This is a genomic window from Staphylococcus sp. 17KM0847, from assembly GCF_013463155.1.
Lineage (GTDB): Bacteria > Bacillota > Bacilli > Staphylococcales > Staphylococcaceae > Staphylococcus.
Genome location: NZ_CP040781.1, coordinates 722,677 through 739,175 on the forward strand (window position 1 = coordinate 722,677; position 16,499 = coordinate 739,175).

Genomic DNA, 16,499 nt, shown 5'->3' on the forward strand with positions numbered 1-16,499 from the left:
GGTAAAATGTGTTGATATATATCATCAAATAAGTGTCATATCGCGTTTTTTGTTATGATAAAAGTAAGTGATGCTATCGTTGTACGATGAATTAGTCTATAATGAAATGATGAATTTTGATGAGGAGTGTGCTGTATGGCGGTGAGAAAAATATTAAATTATACAATGACAAATTTAAGAAAAAAAACATCAAATGTTACAGTGTTTGATCAAAACATAGTATCGCTCATACAAGATTTGGAAGATACAATGTATGAAGCAGGAGGACAAGCCTTATCAGCACCACAGATTGGTGTGAATCAACAAGTTGCCATTGTGGATATGGGTGTAGAAGGTTTACTGCAGCTCATCAATCCTGTACTGGTTTCTGCTAGTACAGAGATGACTACTGAAATAGAAGGTTGTTTGAGTATACCTAATCGCTATGGAGAGGTAACACGCAGTCGTATGATTGTTGTGAAAAGTTACGATGTAAACGGCAATCAAGTCGAGTTGACGGCATATGACGATATTGCACGTATGATTTTACATGAGATAGACACGCTGAATGGCACGTTGTTTATTGACAAAATGGATAAAGAAATCCCATTAGAAGCATTGGAGGCGTATTTGGATTATGAGTAAGATTATTTTTATGGGAACACCTGATTTTTCGAAACCTATACTAGAAATGCTAATCAAAACAGAAGAAGTGGTGGCTGTTGTGACACAGCCTGATCGTCCTGTAGGTAGAAAGCGTAAGCTCACACCACCACCTGTTAAGGAAGTGGCATTGGCACATGATATTCCGGTATATCAACCCGAAAAACTAATAGGTTCAGAGACTTTAGAGGAATTGTTAACATTGCCATGTGATTTGATTGTTACAGCTGCATTTGGTCAATTATTACCAGAAGTTTTGTTGAATTATCCAACGCATGGTGCTGTAAATGTGCATGCCTCTTTACTACCTAAATATCGTGGAGGCGCACCGATCCATCAAGCGATTATTGATGGAGAGGGTGAAACAGGTGTGACTATTATGTATATGGTCAAAAAACTAGACGCGGGTGATATTATTTCACAGCGTGCTATTCCGATTGAAACTTCCGACAATGTAGGTACAATGCATGATAAATTAAGTGCACTTGGCACGGAGTTGTTAGAGGAAGTACTACCTAGCCTTTTAAACGGAACGAATACACGTATCCCTCAAGATGATGCTCATGCCACATTTGCTTCAAATATTTTGCGTGAAGATGAATTGATTGATTGGGAAAAAGATGCGAAAGCGATTTTTAATCATATTCGAGGATTATCTCCATGGCCTGTGGCATATACAAAAATGGATGATAAAGTGATGAAAGTTTATCAGGCAGAAATAGTGCAAAATAAGCAAGGCGAAGCAGGGCGTATTATTGAAGTAACGAAAAAGCACATTATTGTGGGAACGGGTTCTCAAGATGCAATCGCTTTGACTGAAATTCAGCTTGCTGGTAAGAAACGCATGCCTGTCGCAAACTTTTTAAGTGGTGTGCAAGATGAACTTGTTGGAAAGGATTTACAATCATGACTAATGTACGTGAGTTTGCGTTTCAAACGTTAGAAGCTGTGTTAAAAAATGGTGCGTACAGTAATTTAAAAATGAATGAAACTTTACAAAAGTATGATTTAAGTGGTGCGGATCGAGGGTTATATACGGCTCTTGTTTATGGAACTTTACAGCGTAAGTTAACACTGGACTTTTATTTGAAGCCCTTTATCCAAACGAAGATAAAAGGATGGGTAAGACGATTATTATGGATGACGCTTTATCAGTATATTTATATGGATAAGATACCTGTTCATGCATTGATTAATGAAGCGGTTATAATTGCCAAAAAACGTGGAGGCAAACAAACCGGTAATACTGTTAATGCTATACTGCGTCAATTAACTTCTAAACCACTACGTAATATAGATGACATTCAAAATCAAGATGAGCGTTTATCCATTCAATACAGTTTACCCATATGGATCATTCGTCATTGGCGTACACATTATGGTGATGAGGTTGCAGCCCGTATTGCCGAATATATGCTTCTGCCCTCTACACAATCAGTCCGCGTAAATCGAACGCAATTAACGGTAGATGAAGCAGTTACATATTTAGAACAAGAGGGGTACGTTGTTGAACGAGATAAAGAGATTGAACATTGTCTGCATGTTTCTGGTATGGGCGTAATGCAATCAAAATGTTTCCAACGCGGTTTTATCAGTATACAAGATAAGAGCTCAATGTTTGTGGCTGAAATGATGGATTTACAATATGGTGATACTGTCCTTGATAGTTGTAGTGCACCAGGAGGAAAAGCGTGTCATATGGCAGAAATTTTAAATGGAAAAGGCTCGATTTTGGCAACAGATATCCATGCACATAAAATTGACCTGATTCAGCATAATATCGATAAGCTGAGCCTTTCAGGCATCCAGGCACAACAGCATGATGCGACAGTACCGTATGCTTCAACATTTGATCGTATATTAGTAGATGCACCGTGCAGTGGGCTCGGTGTATTGCGCCATAAGCCAGAAATTCGCTATACGATAACACCTAAGGATATAGAGGGGCTTGTAGCGTTACAACTCCAAATATTAGAAAATGTAACACAAAGTTTAAAAACGGGTGGCGAACTCGTCTATTCAACATGTACAATAGAACAAATGGAAAATGAAAATGTAATATATACGTTTTTAAAAGCACACTCAGAGTTTGAATTTACAACAATTTCGGATCCGAGAACGGGAGAACAAGTTAAAACATTACAGCTATTACCACAAGACTTTAATACAGATGGCTTTTTTATAACAAAGATTAGAAAGAAAGGATAAGTGAGATGATCACTGCAGAAAAGAAACGAAAAAATAAGTTTTTACCTGATTTTGATAAGCAATCGATTTATTCATTGCGTTTTGATGAGATGAAAGATTGGTTGAAAGCACATGGACAACAGAGCTTTAGAGCGAAGCAAATTTTTGAATGGCTATACGATAAACGCGTGAATCATTTTGAGGAGATGACTAATCTTTCTAAAAGTTTACGCCAGTTATTAGCAGATCATTTTACGATGACAACTTTACAGACAGTCGTGCGTCAAGAAAGTCGTGATGGTACGATTAAATTTTTGTTTGAACTGCAAGACGGCTATACAATTGAAACGGTTTTGATGCGTCATGATTATGGTAATTCCGTCTGTGTCACGACACAAGTTGGATGTAGGATTGGGTGTACATTTTGTGCGTCGACTTTAGGTGGATTGAAACGAAACCTTGAATCGGGTGAAATTGTATCACAAGTATTGACAGTTCAAAAAGCATTGGATGAAACAGACGAACGTGTATCATCTATTGTGATTATGGGTATTGGTGAGCCGTTTGAAAATTATGATGAGATGATGGATTTCTTGAAAATTGTAAATGATGATAATGGTTTAAACATCGGTGCACGTCATATTACAGTGTCAACATCAGGGATTATTCCACGTATTTATGATTTTGCGGATGAGTCATTACAAATTAACTTTGCAATTAGTTTACATGCTGCAAATAATGAAATTCGCTCAAAACTGATGCCGATTAATCGAGCATACGATGTGACGAAGCTGATTGAAGCGATTGAATACTATCAACAAAAAACAAATCGTCGTATTACATTTGAATATGGACTATTCGGTGGCGTTAATGATCAAATTGTTCATGCAAGAGAATTGGCGGCATTGATTCAACATTTAAATTGCCATGTGAATCTGATTCCAGTGAATCATGTACCAGAGCGTAATTATGTAAAAACACCTAAAGAGGATATTTTTAAATTTGAACAAGAATTAAAGAGATTAGGGATCAATGCAACGATTCGTCGAGAACAAGGCGCGGATATCGATGCCGCTTGTGGTCAGTTAAGAGCGAAGGAACGAGAAGCAGAAACGAGGTAGATAGTGATGTTAAACGCAGAACTCTATTCAATTGCCGGACATTATCGTGATCAGAACGAAGATGCCGCAGGGGTGTTTTATAATCAAACAGATCAACAACTATTGGTCATATGTGATGGAATGGGAGGTCATCTTGCTGGAGAAGTTGCTTCTCGTTATGTTGTTGAGGCATTACAAGAACGATTTACAGCAGAAAATTTAATAGAGGAACATCAAGCAGAAGCATGGCTGAAACAAACCCTTCAAGATATTAATCGAGAACTCTACATATTTGCGCACGAAAACCCTAATTATACAGGTATGGGAACGACATGTGTCTGTGCACTCGTATTCGACCATCATATTGTAGTTGCTAATATTGGGGATTCTCGAGCATATCTTATGAACAACCGAAATTGTGACCTCATCACAATAGACCATACATTCGTGAACCAACTCGTTATGTTGGGACAAATTACTGAGGAAGAAGCATATCATCATCCTAAGCGTAATATTATTACAAAAGTGATGGGGACAGACAAACATGTAACGCCTGATATTTTTACAAAGCGTACGCATTTTTATCGATATTTATTGTTGAATACGGATGGATTAACAGACTATGTCACACCGAGTGAAGTACATGAAGTCTTAAATCAACACGACATACTCCAACAAGCGGGCGATGCATTGTTGGCGCGTGCAGAACATAATGAAGCACGAGATAATGTATCGTTTATTTTAGCGGAGATTGCAGGTGATCCGGTATGATTGGTCGTTTAATTGATGAGCGATATGAAGTTCAGCAGCTTCTTGGTGGCGGTGGAATGTCTAATGTTTATGTTGCATGGGATACCATTTTAAAGCGTAAAGTAGCGATTAAATTGATTCATATTCCCCCCAATGAAAAGCAAGCAACCATTCGACGTTTTGAACGGGAAGTTCAAAATACGACAACATTGTCGCATCAAAATATTGTGAGTGTCTTAGATGTGGGTGAAGAAGCAGATTGTTTTTATTTGGTCATGGAGTATATTCAAGGACCTACATTGTCAGAGTATATAAAGGAACACGGCAAAATCGAACCTAAACAGGCCATTCACTTTATTGAACAAGTATTATTAGGCATTCAGCATGCACATGAACATGGTATTATCCATAGAGACATCAAACCACAAAACATGATGATTGATCATGGTGAAACGGTTAAAATTGTGGACTTTGGTATTGCTAAAGCATTAAGCGAGACGACGATGACACAGACGAATCATGTTATAGGGACTGTGCAATATTTATCACCTGAACAGGCACGTGGAGATCAAATAGGAGCACGTTCAGATATTTATTCAATAGGTATTGTATTATACGAAATGTTAACGGGAGAAGCACCATTTACTGGGGAGACACCTGTGAGCATTGCCATTAAACAAATACAAGAACCAGTTCCTAATATTACAGCGCAGCAAAGTGATATTCCACAAGCTTTGAGCAATGTAATCTTAAAAGCGACAGAGAAAGAACAAGCTAATCGCTATAAAACGGTATCTGAGATGATTCATGATGTTGCAACGGTTTTAGACCCTAGTCGTGCCAACGAAGCAGTATATCGGACGGATGATACAGCGACAAAAACAGTTGCTTTAGATAAAGCGGCATTGAAGCAACAACAAGCACAGCAAGCCATAGATGAAACAGCACATATTCCAATTGTGCCAACAACCCATAAACAGCAGAGCGCAACAAGTCGGCAAATGAAACATCAACCGCATACTGCCTCAATCTCCCCATCTTCTAAAGGGAAGTCACGTAAGAAAAAAGTGATGGCAGGTATGATCATATTATTGCTATTTTTAGGGTTGTTTATATTTGTGGCAGCTGCACTAGTTGGGAATAAATATAGTCAAGTTCCTGATGTATTGGGGCAAACTGAACAACAAGCAACAGATACATTAGCAGCAGAACGTTTAAAGGTCGGTAAAGTCACTCAATCATATAGCGAAAAATATGAAGAAGGACATGTTATGGCACTCAATCCAGATAAAGGTCAGAAAGTAAAACAACAGAGTGCAGTTGACCTTGTTATTTCTAAAGGAACACATATAGAAAAAATGCCTAATCTTATTGGTAGACCAAAGGCAGAAGCAGAGAAAATATTGTCGGATTTAGGCTTTAGCAAAGTTTCTTATACAACAGCCTATACACAGAACGATATTGCAAAAGGGAATATTGAATCACAAAGTATTGCAGCTGGTACTTCTGTTGCGGTGAACAAAGAGCAAGTTGAAATTGTTGAATCATTAGGTAAGCGTAAAATAGAAGTTGACGACTACACCGGACAAGATATTGATATTGCTAAAGCAAGTCTTGAATCATTAGGCTTAAAGGTGATCGTTGAGAAAAAACAAAAAGATGATAAAGTTAAAGAAAATCATATTATTCGCCAAACACCTAAAAATAAAGAGGTAGAAGAAGGTTCTGAAGTACGTTTTGTTGTGTCAGCGGGTTCGGATGATAAAAAAGATGCATCAGAAGAAAAAGAAAGTGCGTCCTCAAAAAATGATTCTAAAGAGACAGCTGATGACGAAGCAACATATGACAAGACTTATACACGCTCAGTATTCATCCCGTATTCGGGTAAAGAGGGGAAACCACAAAAAGTTGAAGTATATCTAAAAGATAAAAACAACGATGGTAAAAAAGCACAAACTTTTGAGATCACGCGTAATACTCAAAAAAGTTTTAATTTTGATGTGGCTTCAGGCGAAAGTTTAAGTTATCGTGTCGTGGTAGATGGCAAAGAAGTTGAACAAAATGAGATTGATTATGATGACATTTAATGTGGGATATTAGAGTAGAGGATAAAGTGAGAGAATATAAAAGGTATAATAATAGCAAGTGATTTTAATTTGAGTGACTTGTTTATTGAGTGGGGTGGTGCAGTCTTTTATTAAGATTTCCGTCCCACTTTCTTTCTGTTTGTATGATCGTTTCAAATTGTTGTTGTATGAAAGAGTTTGGTATAATAAAAATAATTTGATAAATCAATTGAATGAGGTGTGGATTTGAAAACAGGTCAAATTATAAAGTCATTAAGTGGAGTATATCGGGTAGATGTAGAAGGTGAAATGTTCGATGCTAAAGCCCGTGGACTCTTTAGAAAAAAACAAATAACACCAATCGTAGGCGATATTGTAGATATTGATATCGAGACACACGCATCTGGGTATATTCAACATATACATGAGCGTAAAAACGAACTGAAGCGCCCACCAGTAAGTAATATTGATGTATTAGTGATTGTTATGAGTGCAGTAGAACCTGACTTTTCAACGCAATTACTGGATCGTTTTTTAGTTATTGCGCATTCTTATGATTTATATCCACGTATTATCATTACTAAAAAAGATTTAGCAACAATGGCACAACAAGAAAAAATCACATCAACCTTAGCATTGTATCGTAAGATCGGCTATGAAACACAATTTGTTGGAAAGCAAGATAATATTCAAACAATATTTAATGCTTGGGAAGCTGGTATTGCAGTGTTGAGTGGTCAATCAGGTGTTGGAAAGTCTACGCTGCTTAATAGTTATCGACCTGACTTGGCACTAGAGACAAATACAATTTCACAGTCATTAAATCGGGGGCGTCATACAACAAGGCATGTAGAGCTTTTTCCTAGACACAATGGTTATATTGCTGACACACCGGGGTTCAGTGCTTTAGATTTTAATCACATCGACAAGCAAGATGTACGCGATTATTTTATGGATATTAAGCAAGCAGGGACACACTGTAAATTTCGTGATTGTTCACATACAAATGAACCTAAGTGTCATGTAAAGACACTTGTTGATCTAGGTGACATTGCAGAATTTAGATATCAACATTATGTACAATTATTAACGGAAATCTCAAATCGAAAGGTGAGATACTAATGACAAAAATATTTCCTTCTTTACTGTCAGCAGATTTTTTAGCGTTAAAAGATGAAATCGATACTTTAGAGCGTGCCGGTGTAGACGCTTTACACTTTGATGTGATGGATGGTACATTCGTTCCTAATATTTCTATTGGCCTACCGATACTTGAAGCTGTAAGACGTGGAACGACACTGCCTATTGATGTTCATTTGATGATTGATAATCCTGAAATGTATATTGATGTTTTTTGTGAAAAAGGTGCAGATAAGGTATCTGTACATGTTGAGTCAACGCCCCATATTCATCGTGCAATTCAAAAAATAAAAAAACACGGTAAAGAAGCAGGTATTGTAGTGAACCCGGGGACAGCTATTGATGTGATTCAACCTATGTTAACAGAAGTTGATTTTGTACTTGTCATGTCAGTGAACCCAGGATTTGGTGGGCAGGCGTTTATTGAACAAAGCATTGATAAAATTCATACACTTCATCAACTGCGTAAAACACACAACTTAACATTTAATATAGAAGTGGATGGTGGCATTAATGAAAAAACAGGACAACAAGTTATTGATGCCGGTGCAGATTGGTTAGTTGCAGGTTCATATTTCTTCAAGCATTCTGACTATGCGAAAGCCGTACAAACTTTAAAAGGGCAGGCGTAATATATGAGTGTACAAAAGATTCATTTGTTATGTAGCGAACGTCATTTACCTGAACAAGTTTTTGAAAAATATCATGATGCTGTGTGGGCTGGTGTAGATAGAGGTACGCTCATATTGCTTGAACATGACATTCAACCCGTATTTGCAGTAGGGGATTTTGATTCGGTATCTGAAGCAGCACGTGAGTGGATTGCAAATAAAATGCCAATAGACCCCGTTCCAGCTGAAAAAGCTGATACGGATTTAGCTTTGGCTATTGAACAAGCGATTGATCGTGGCTATCAAGATATATGCATCTATGGTGCAACCGGAGGGCGTCTGGATCATTTTATGGGGGCGATGCAATTGTTAAAAACGCCTGCCTATCAAACACATCATGTAAAGCTGATCGATTGTCAAAATGAGATTACGTTGCTAACAGCAGGAGAGCATCAAATGAATCATGACAAACAGTACACATATATTTCGTTTATGCCTGCGTCGGATGAAGTCGTCATCTCACTGACAGGATTTAAATACAATCTTGAACGGAAAGTACTGTCGACAGGAACGACGTTAACCGTTTCTAATGAATTTGTTCAACAAACAGGACATATTCATATCCACAAAGGTATGGTTTATCAAATGCGTAGTCGAGATTATATATAAATAGGCATAAAAAAACGAGACTTCCACATATAGTCTCGTTTTTATAATTAACTTTAATTAAATTATACGCGTGTAACTTTACCTGATTTTAAAGCACGAGTAGAAACCCAAACTTTTTTAGGTTTACCATCAACAAGGATTCTCACTTTTTGTAAGTTCGCATTCCAACGGCGTTTCGTTGAGTTTAATGCATGAGAACGTCTGTTGCCTGTTGAAGCTTTACGTCCTGTTACGAAACATTCTTTACCCATCATCGTACCTCCTTTAAGAAATACAAATACACTTTGCTACTACATACTAAGGTAATATACCATAATCATAGGGTCTGTGCAATAAAAAGCATAACATATTTTATAAATTACTTTGTGCATACGTCAGTTTCTGTTATAATTTACTATTGTGATTGATATTTAAAACGCTTTACAAGTTAATATCAGAGTATAATAGCCTTTTAAATACAGGATGCTATCATGTAAATCGTACCGAGTGATAGCATACTTTTAAATAAGGATTAAGTGTTTTATGCCATACGTAAAAGCGTATTTGATTTTTAGAGTGACTCTATTTTTATAGTTGGATACTCTGATCTGGCTAGCATGCTTGTGCCAATAATAGTAAAATAGAAGTAATGCATGCAGCGATGTAATAATGCAATGGCATTTTGGATGATTATAATTTTAAAATACACAGTGTAAATACAAGAGAATCGATATAAGAAGAGGAGGCGTTTGAAGATGGCATTAGAAATTACAAATGATTATGGAAGTATAGACATTTCGAATGAAGTCATCGCATCTGTGGTAGGTGGCAAAGCAGTAGAATGTTACGGCATTGTCGGCATGGCTTCTCGTCAGCAAGTACGTGATGGAATTGCTGAAATTTTAGGTCATGAAAACTATGCAAAAGGGATTGTTGTGAGGGAAAGTGACGGTATTTTAGATGTAGATATGTATATTATCGTCAGCTATGGCGTTAAAATTTCAGAAGTTGCACAGAATGTACAATCAACAGTTAAATACACTTTAGAACATACATTAAAGTTAAAAGTAAACTCAGTTAATATATTCGTACAAGGCGTACGCTTTAACAATGACGGGAACGACAAATAGGAGGATATTTGCATGGTTACGAAGATTGACGGTAAACTATTTGCCGAAATGATTATACAGGGAGCACAAAACTTATCAAATAATGCTGATATGGTTGATGCATTGAACGTCTATCCAGTACCAGATGGTGATACGGGGACAAATATGAACTTATCAATGACTTCAGGGAGAGAAGAAGTACAAAATCATCCTTCACTTCATATTGGAGAATTAGGAAAGTCTTTTTCAAAAGGCTTGCTGATGGGGGCACGTGGTAATTCGGGCGTTATTTTGTCACAAATCTTTAGAGGTTTTTCTAAAGCACTAGAAGATCAACAAGATATAGACGCAAAACAGTTTGCGAACAGTTTTGATGCAGGTGTTAAAACAGCATATAAAGCGGTGATGAAGCCAGTAGAAGGTACAATTTTAACTGTTGCAAAAGACGCGGGGCAAGCAGCAATAGATAAAGCGGCAGAGACAGACGATTGTTTAGAAGTAATGACAGCTGTGTATCAGGCTGCACAACAATCGTTAGAAAATACACCTAACTTATTGCCAGTTTTAAAAGAAGTTGGCGTTGTTGATAGTGGTGGTAAAGGGTTAACACTGGTGTATGAAGGGTTTTTAAAAGCGATGAAAGGTGAAACGATCACTGCTCAGACACCTAAACTTGATAAAGAAGAATTATTTAACGATGAGCATGACTTTCACGGTGTGATTAATACGGAAGATATTGTTTATGGCTATTGTACGGAGATGATGGTTCGTTTCCAATCGGATAAAGCGCCGTTTGATGAAGCGGCATTTCGAGAAGAGATGAGTCAGTTTGGTGATTCTTTACTCGTTATTAGCGATGATGAGATTGTCAAAGTTCATGTACATACTGAAACACCGGGTGAGGTATTTACATTCGGTCAAAAATTTGGTGAACTTATTAAAGTTAAGGCTGAAAATATGCGTGAACAGCATCGTGAAGTATTGCGTAAAGAAGCAGCAAATGCAGATAAAGCTGCAACTTCAAAACAGGAAACAGTGGAAACAGCGATTATTACAATCTCAATGGGAGAGGGCATTACAGAGCTGTTTAAATCAATGGGTGCAACACATATCATTAATGGTGGCCAAACGATGAATCCATCAACAGAAGATATTGTGAATGTCATTGAGGAGAGTGGTTGCAAACGTGCAATCATTTTACCGAACAATAAAAATATCCAGATGGCGAGCAAACAAGCAACGGATATTGTCGATGTAGAAGCAATTGTTGTACCGACACGTACCGTACCACAAGGCATTGCAGCGATGTTTAGCTACGATTCGTCTGCAAGTTTGGAAGATAATGCAGAATCTATGACAGCTGCTTTAGACGATGTAAAATCAGGTTCAATAACATATGCTGTTCGTGATACGACAATTGATGGCATTAATATTGAAAAAGGTGCTTACATGGGCTTAGTGGAAGATAAAATTGTTGTAAGTGATCACAAAGTAGAAACAGCATTAGAACAAACATTGACAGCAATGTTAGACGAAGAAAGTGAAATTTTAACAATTATTGCGGGTGAGGAAGCAACAGAGGCTCAAACAGCGCATATTGTTAACTATGCTGAATCACACTTTGAAGATGTAGAAATTGAAGTACAACAAGGTCAACAACCTATTTATCCTTATTTGTTTGCTGTCGAATAAAATTTGATGACTGAATAGTTTGGAGTATATCAATAAGAGATGATCTCTATAAAAGGTGAGGGCGTTTTCAATATGCACCTCATCTTTTTTTATGGTGAGCAGTAAAGATATCTGTACACATTTTTTATCGCATATTTAGATGAAATATAGTAACAGATGATTGATGAATGCATAGAGACAGAATTGTGGATAATTATCATATAATTCTTGATATTTCAATAAAAAAATAGAATTGTTATAATAGTTTTATATGTTACAAAAGTAAAAACAGGGGGGAGTCATATGAAGTTTAAAAGTGTTTTTGATATTATAGGACCTACAATGGTAGGACCATCGTCATCTCATACTGCAGGCGCTGTACGTATAGGGCTAGTTGCAAGAGCTTTATTTGGAGGACAGCCTACGCATGCTGATATTTATCTTTATGGTTCTTTTATGGAAACATATAAAGGACATGGTACGGATGTTGCGCTTGTAGGCGGATTGCTGGGTTATGATACAGATGATAGCCGTATTGAATCCAGTTTAGAAACTGCAAAAACGCTTGGTATGAGAGTGAACTTTATTGAAATGGACGAAGAGCGTAGCCATCCTAATACAGCGATTATTGATATGATGGATGGAGATACACATATTTCAGTGGAAGGTATATCTATTGGTGGAGGGAAGATAGAAATCGTAGCCATTAATGGTTTTCCTATCACTGTAAGTGGCAATTATCCAACACTTCTCGTCTTTCATAAAGATACATTTGGTACGATTGGTAAAGTGGCTAATATTTTAGGTGATCATAGCATTAATGTTGGAAGTATGCATGTTGCACGCAAAGAAAAAGGGGATCAAGCGCTGATGACATGCGAGTTAGATGATCATGTAAGTGAAGTGGTGATTCATCAAATCCGTCAAGTTCCTGGTGTAGTGACGGTATCATTAATGGGAGACGATTAGTTGGAGGGGTATCATGTTTAAAAATGTTAGAGAACTTATTGCAAAATGTGAAGCAGAAAATAAAGCGATTTATGAAGTGATGTTAGAGCAAGAAATGGCTGTAACAGGCTTAACACAAGAAGAAGTATATCAGTACATGGATCGCAACTTGACAACAATGGAAAACGCAGTAGAAGAAGGTTTAGCAGGTGTTACCTCTAAAACAGGCTTAACAGGTGGCGATGCGGTACTGATGAAACAGTATATCGCTAGTGGACGTGCGTTAGCAGGAGATTTAGTACTAGATGCAGTGAGCAAGGCAGTGGCTACGAATGAAGTGAATGCTGCTATGGGTAAAATTTGTGCGACACCAACAGCAGGTTCTGCCGGTGTGGTCCCGGGTGTACTATTCTCTCTTAAAGAAAGATTGAATTTGACAAGACAGGATATGTTGCATTTTTTATTAACAGCAGGTGCATTTGGTTTTGTTGTTGCTAACAATGCTTCTATTTCTGGTGCAGCGGGAGGTTGTCAAGCAGAAGTCGGATCTGCTAGTGCAATGGCTGCTGCTGCAATAGTAGAAGCATCAGGCGGAACACCTCAACAATCGGCAGAAGGCTTTGCGATTTGCTTGAAAAATATGTTAGGTCTTGTATGTGATCCAGTCGCTGGTTTAGTCGAAGTCCCATGTGTAAAACGCAATGCAGCGGGTGCATCCAATGCCATTGTATCAGCAGACATGGCACTTGCTGGTATCACATCACGTATACCTACGGATGAAGTGATTGATGCTATGTATCGTATTGGTCAAACAATGCCTTCAGCACTGCGTGAAACGGGTCGTGGCGGTTTAGCTGGTACAGAAACAGGTCAACGCTTAAAACAACAAATATTTGGTGATTAACTATGACGAAAATAGCACTTATCGATAACCCTTATGAATTAAAAGACATTAAAGGGCTTGGACCTAAGCGGCTAGCTATTTTAAATGAAATGAATATCTATACAGTGCAAGACCTTGTTCTCTATTTGCCATCACGTTATGAAGACAATACACTTGTGGATTTAACACAAGCAGATGATGGAGCTGTGGTGACAGTTTGCGGTGAAGTTTATGCAACACCCGTTGTTGCATTTTTAGGGCGTAATCGATCGAAACTCACAATGCATATGATGATAGACGGTATTGCAGTCAAAGTCATCTTTTTTAATCAACATTATTTGAAGAACAAGGTACATCTTCATGATACTGTGGTCATCAAAGGAAAGTGGTCAAGGTCTAAACAAGAAATCAATGGTCAAAAGATGTTGACGGATCCTTCTCAACTTTCTGATGCGCAATTTATACCTATTTATCGTGTGAAAGAAGGCTTGAAGCAAAAGCCATTACGAGATATGATTCAACATACATTACAAGATGTTACGATTCATGAATGGTTACCTCAAGATTTAAGAGATAAATACAAGTTAGAAACACTTCATGATACGATACATGCACTACATGAGGCTCAAAATCGTCAAGCTATTTTAAAAGCACGACGTACGTTTGCGTTTACAGAATTTTTTATGTTCGAATTACGGATGCAGTGGTTGAATCGGCTAGAGAAAAGTTCAGATGAGGCGGTAGAAGTTGACTATGATATTAAACGAGTTAAAGCATTTATTGCAGCGTTGCCTTTTGAACTAACAGATGGTCAGAAACAAAGCATCAATGAAATATTTCGAGATTTAAAAGCGCCTATCCGTATGCATCGCCTTTTGCAAGGAGATGTAGGATCTGGAAAAACAGTTGTTGCTGCAGTGTGTATGTATGCACTTAAAACAGCAGGATACCAATCTGCTTTGATGGTGCCGACGGAGATTTTGGCAGAGCAACATGCTGAAAGTTTAGGGAAGCTCTTTGGAGAACGTATGAATATTGCATTGTTGACAGGTTCAGTCAAAGGCAATGCACGCAAATATTTACTCGAACAGTTAGCGGCTGGTGAAATTGATTGTTTAGTTGGAACACATGCCTTGATTCAAGATGATGTAACATTTAAAGATGTAGGTCTCGTAATTACGGATGAACAGCATCGTTTTGGGGTACAGCAACGACAAAAGTTGCGAGAAAAGGGTGCACTAACGAATGTACTTTTTATGACAGCAACACCGATTCCGCGTACGTTAGCTATTTCAGTATTTGGTGAGATGGATGTTTCTTCCATCAAAAGTATGCCAAAAGGGCGGAAACCGATTATCACGCATTGGGTTAAACATGAAGGATATGAACAGGTACTGAAACAGATGGAAGCAGAGTTACACAAAGGGCGTCAAGCTTATGTGATTTCTCCGTTGATTGAGAGTTCAGAGCATTTGGAAGACGTACAAAATGTCATTGCACTTTATGAAAATTTACAAATGCAGTTGCCTAATTATCGCATAGGTATTTTACACGGTAAGATGCATACTGATGAAAAAGATGATGTCATGCAACGTTTCAGTACACATGCGCTTGATGTGCTTGTTTCTACAACTGTGGTTGAGGTAGGGGTCAATGTACCGAATGCGACGTTTATGATGATTTATGATGCAGATCGTTTTGGGTTATCGACTTTACATCAATTGCGTGGACGTGTTGGACGAAGCGATCATCAAAGCTACTGTGTTTTAATTGCCTCACCTAAAACGGAAACAGGTATTGAGCGCATGACGATTATGACACAAACGACAGATGGTTTTGAGTTGAGTGAGCGAGATCTAGAAATGCGAGGTCCCGGTGACTTTTTTGGTGTAAAACAAAGTGGTCTGCCAGACTTTTTGGTGGCTAATCTTGTTGAGGATTATCGCATGCTTGAAGTTGCAAGGGATGAAGCAGCAGAAATGATTCAATCTGGTCGCTTTTTTACAGAGGCGTTTGCACAGCTAAGACATTTTATAGAACGCAATATGTTGCACCAAAGCTTTGATTAGTATTTGGTGCTTTTTTGCGAGTCGTTTATTAAATTGTTTTGAAGATGGAATGGAACATGTTAGAATATATGCGAGTCAATTAAGACTTGGTACTAAATGATGGTGGCGATGATGTGAAAAGGAATAGAGATGAAAGGCGCACATTGATAGCACAAACGATTCAACAAAATCCATTTATCACAGATCAAGCACTGAGTGAAATGTATGAAGTGAGTATACAAACGATTCGTCTTGATCGCAGTCAGCTCAATATTCCAGAATTACGTGAACGTGTCAAACGCGTCGCAAAGGAGCAATATCCACATATTAGTTCATTGGAAAATAAAGACATTATTGGTGATATTGTTGAACTGGAGCCGAATCTTTTTGCGAAATCTTTATTAACAATTACACCTAAAGATGTGTTTTCTCGTAACAATATCGCACGAGGACATATTATTTTTGCACAGGCGAATTCACTTTGTGTAGCAATGGTGAAGCATGGATTTGTTTTAACTAAGGAAAGTCATATTAACTTTGTGAAACCTGTCCGTTCGGGTGATACAGTTGTGGCAGAGGCGAAGGTTGCATATCATGATGATAAATATTATGAGATGACTGTAAAATCATATGTTGATAAAGAAAAGGTTTTTGAAGGATTGTTCAAAATGTACTATATAAGCGAGGATGAATAAG

16 protein-coding genes are annotated in these 16,499 nt (G+C 37.7%); 15 read left to right on the top strand and 1 reads right to left on the bottom strand.

Features of this window, described 5'->3' with window-relative positions:
- The first annotated feature begins 135 nt into the window (after nucleotides 1-135).
- From def to FGL66_RS03540, 9 genes are all read left to right on the top strand, one after another.
- Nucleotides 136-624 (top strand): peptide deformylase, encoded by a 489-nt coding sequence (def, locus tag FGL66_RS03500; RefSeq protein WP_180810213.1) that lies wholly within the window; start codon nucleotides 136-138, stop codon nucleotides 622-624.
- Nucleotides 617-1,552: a methionyl-tRNA formyltransferase gene (gene fmt / locus FGL66_RS03505; protein WP_180810214.1), complete on the top strand. Its 936-nt coding sequence runs from the start codon at nucleotides 617-619 to the stop codon at nucleotides 1,550-1,552. The genes def and fmt overlap by 8 nt, the downstream gene beginning before the upstream one ends.
- Nucleotides 1,549-2,850 (top strand): 16S rRNA (cytosine(967)-C(5))-methyltransferase RsmB, encoded by a 1,302-nt coding sequence (gene rsmB, locus FGL66_RS03510; RefSeq protein WP_180810215.1) that lies wholly within the window; start codon nucleotides 1,549-1,551, stop codon nucleotides 2,848-2,850. The genes fmt and rsmB overlap by 4 nt, the downstream gene beginning before the upstream one ends.
- 5 nt (nucleotides 2,851-2,855) lie before the next feature.
- Nucleotides 2,856-3,950, top strand: coding sequence for a dual-specificity RNA methyltransferase RlmN (gene rlmN, locus FGL66_RS03515; protein ID WP_180810216.1), 1,095 nt, complete (start codon nucleotides 2,856-2,858; stop codon nucleotides 3,948-3,950).
- Between the two features lie 6 nt (nucleotides 3,951-3,956).
- A complete protein-coding gene (locus FGL66_RS03520; RefSeq protein WP_180810217.1) occupies nucleotides 3,957-4,700 on the top strand; it encodes a Stp1/IreP family PP2C-type Ser/Thr phosphatase in 744 nt (247 codons plus the stop codon).
- Nucleotides 4,697-6,766 carry a Stk1 family PASTA domain-containing Ser/Thr kinase gene (pknB, locus tag FGL66_RS03525; RefSeq protein ID WP_180810218.1) on the top strand — a complete coding sequence of 690 codons (2,070 nt, stop codon included), beginning with the start codon at nucleotides 4,697-4,699 and terminating at the stop codon, nucleotides 6,764-6,766. The genes FGL66_RS03520 and pknB overlap by 4 nt, the downstream gene beginning before the upstream one ends.
- A gap of 225 nt (nucleotides 6,767-6,991) precedes the next feature.
- Nucleotides 6,992-7,867, top strand: coding sequence for a ribosome small subunit-dependent GTPase A (gene rsgA, locus FGL66_RS03530; RefSeq protein WP_180810219.1), 876 nt, complete (start codon nucleotides 6,992-6,994; stop codon nucleotides 7,865-7,867).
- The gene (gene rpe, locus FGL66_RS03535; RefSeq protein WP_180810220.1) at nucleotides 7,867-8,517 is read left to right on the top strand and encodes a ribulose-phosphate 3-epimerase; all 651 of its coding nucleotides are present in this window, start codon (nucleotides 7,867-7,869) and stop codon (nucleotides 8,515-8,517) included. The genes rsgA and rpe overlap by 1 nt, the downstream gene beginning before the upstream one ends.
- 3 nt (nucleotides 8,518-8,520) lie before the next feature.
- Entirely contained in the window at nucleotides 8,521-9,165 is a 645-nt protein-coding gene (locus FGL66_RS03540; RefSeq protein WP_180810221.1) for a thiamine diphosphokinase, read from the top strand.
- Nucleotides 9,166-9,227: 62 nt separating this feature from the next.
- Here FGL66_RS03540 and rpmB read toward each other — a convergent pair whose 3' ends face one another.
- Nucleotides 9,228-9,416 (bottom strand): 50S ribosomal protein L28, encoded by a 189-nt coding sequence (rpmB, locus tag FGL66_RS03545; RefSeq protein ID WP_014614133.1) that lies wholly within the window; start codon nucleotides 9,414-9,416, stop codon nucleotides 9,228-9,230.
- A gap of 483 nt (nucleotides 9,417-9,899) precedes the next feature.
- Here rpmB and FGL66_RS03550 point away from each other — a divergent pair, with 483 nt between their 5' ends.
- The 6 genes from FGL66_RS03550 (at nucleotide 9,900) to fapR (ending at nucleotide 16,498) form a co-directional block, all read left to right on the top strand.
- Nucleotides 9,900-10,274 (top strand): Asp23/Gls24 family envelope stress response protein, encoded by a 375-nt coding sequence (locus FGL66_RS03550; RefSeq protein WP_180810222.1) that lies wholly within the window; start codon nucleotides 9,900-9,902, stop codon nucleotides 10,272-10,274.
- A gap of 12 nt (nucleotides 10,275-10,286) precedes the next feature.
- Nucleotides 10,287-11,945, top strand: coding sequence for a fatty acid kinase catalytic subunit FakA (gene fakA / locus FGL66_RS03555; protein ID WP_180810223.1), 1,659 nt, complete (start codon nucleotides 10,287-10,289; stop codon nucleotides 11,943-11,945).
- 282 nt (nucleotides 11,946-12,227) lie between these two features.
- Nucleotides 12,228-12,893, top strand: a complete 666-nt coding sequence (gene sdaAB / locus FGL66_RS03560; RefSeq protein WP_180810224.1) for an L-serine ammonia-lyase, iron-sulfur-dependent subunit beta — start codon at nucleotides 12,228-12,230, stop codon at nucleotides 12,891-12,893.
- A gap of 13 nt (nucleotides 12,894-12,906) precedes the next feature.
- Entirely contained in the window at nucleotides 12,907-13,776 is an 870-nt protein-coding gene (sdaAA, locus tag FGL66_RS03565) for an L-serine ammonia-lyase, iron-sulfur-dependent, subunit alpha (protein WP_180810225.1), read from the top strand.
- Between the two features lie 2 nt (nucleotides 13,777-13,778).
- Nucleotides 13,779-15,824, top strand: a complete 2,046-nt coding sequence (gene recG / locus FGL66_RS03570) for an ATP-dependent DNA helicase RecG (protein WP_180810226.1) — start codon at nucleotides 13,779-13,781, stop codon at nucleotides 15,822-15,824.
- Between the two features lie 113 nt (nucleotides 15,825-15,937).
- Nucleotides 15,938-16,498, top strand: coding sequence for a transcription factor FapR (gene fapR, locus FGL66_RS03575; RefSeq protein ID WP_180810227.1), 561 nt, complete (start codon nucleotides 15,938-15,940; stop codon nucleotides 16,496-16,498).
- Nucleotide 16,499: the final 1 nt, after the last annotated feature.

Excerpts from the sequence above, each read along its gene's own strand:
- FGL66_RS03550 (WP_180810222.1), top strand. The coding sequence starts at position 9,900 with ATGGCATTAGAAATTACAAATGATTATGGAAGTATAGACATTTCGAAT.
- FGL66_RS03520 (WP_180810217.1), top strand. The coding sequence starts at position 3,957 with ATGTTAAACGCAGAACTCTATTCAATTGCCGGACATTATCGTGATCAG.
- sdaAB (WP_180810224.1), top strand. The coding sequence starts at position 12,228 with ATGAAGTTTAAAAGTGTTTTTGATATTATAGGACCTACAATGGTAGGA.
- def (WP_180810213.1), top strand. The coding sequence starts at position 136 with ATGGCGGTGAGAAAAATATTAAATTATACAATGACAAATTTAAGAAAA.
- rlmN (WP_180810216.1), top strand. The coding sequence starts at position 2,856 with ATGATCACTGCAGAAAAGAAACGAAAAAATAAGTTTTTACCTGATTTT.
- fakA (WP_180810223.1), top strand. The coding sequence starts at position 10,287 with ATGGTTACGAAGATTGACGGTAAACTATTTGCCGAAATGATTATACAG.
- FGL66_RS03540 (WP_180810221.1), top strand. The coding sequence starts at position 8,521 with ATGAGTGTACAAAAGATTCATTTGTTATGTAGCGAACGTCATTTACCT.
- rpmB (WP_014614133.1), bottom strand. The coding sequence starts at position 9,416 with ATGGGTAAAGAATGTTTCGTAACAGGACGTAAAGCTTCAACAGGCAAC.
- recG (WP_180810226.1), top strand. The coding sequence starts at position 13,779 with ATGACGAAAATAGCACTTATCGATAACCCTTATGAATTAAAAGACATT.
- pknB (WP_180810218.1), top strand. The coding sequence starts at position 4,697 with ATGATTGGTCGTTTAATTGATGAGCGATATGAAGTTCAGCAGCTTCTT.
- rsmB (WP_180810215.1), top strand. The coding sequence starts at position 1,549 with ATGACTAATGTACGTGAGTTTGCGTTTCAAACGTTAGAAGCTGTGTTA.
- rpe (WP_180810220.1), top strand. The coding sequence starts at position 7,867 with ATGACAAAAATATTTCCTTCTTTACTGTCAGCAGATTTTTTAGCGTTA.
- fmt (WP_180810214.1), top strand. The coding sequence starts at position 617 with ATGAGTAAGATTATTTTTATGGGAACACCTGATTTTTCGAAACCTATA.
- sdaAA (WP_180810225.1), top strand. The coding sequence starts at position 12,907 with ATGTTTAAAAATGTTAGAGAACTTATTGCAAAATGTGAAGCAGAAAAT.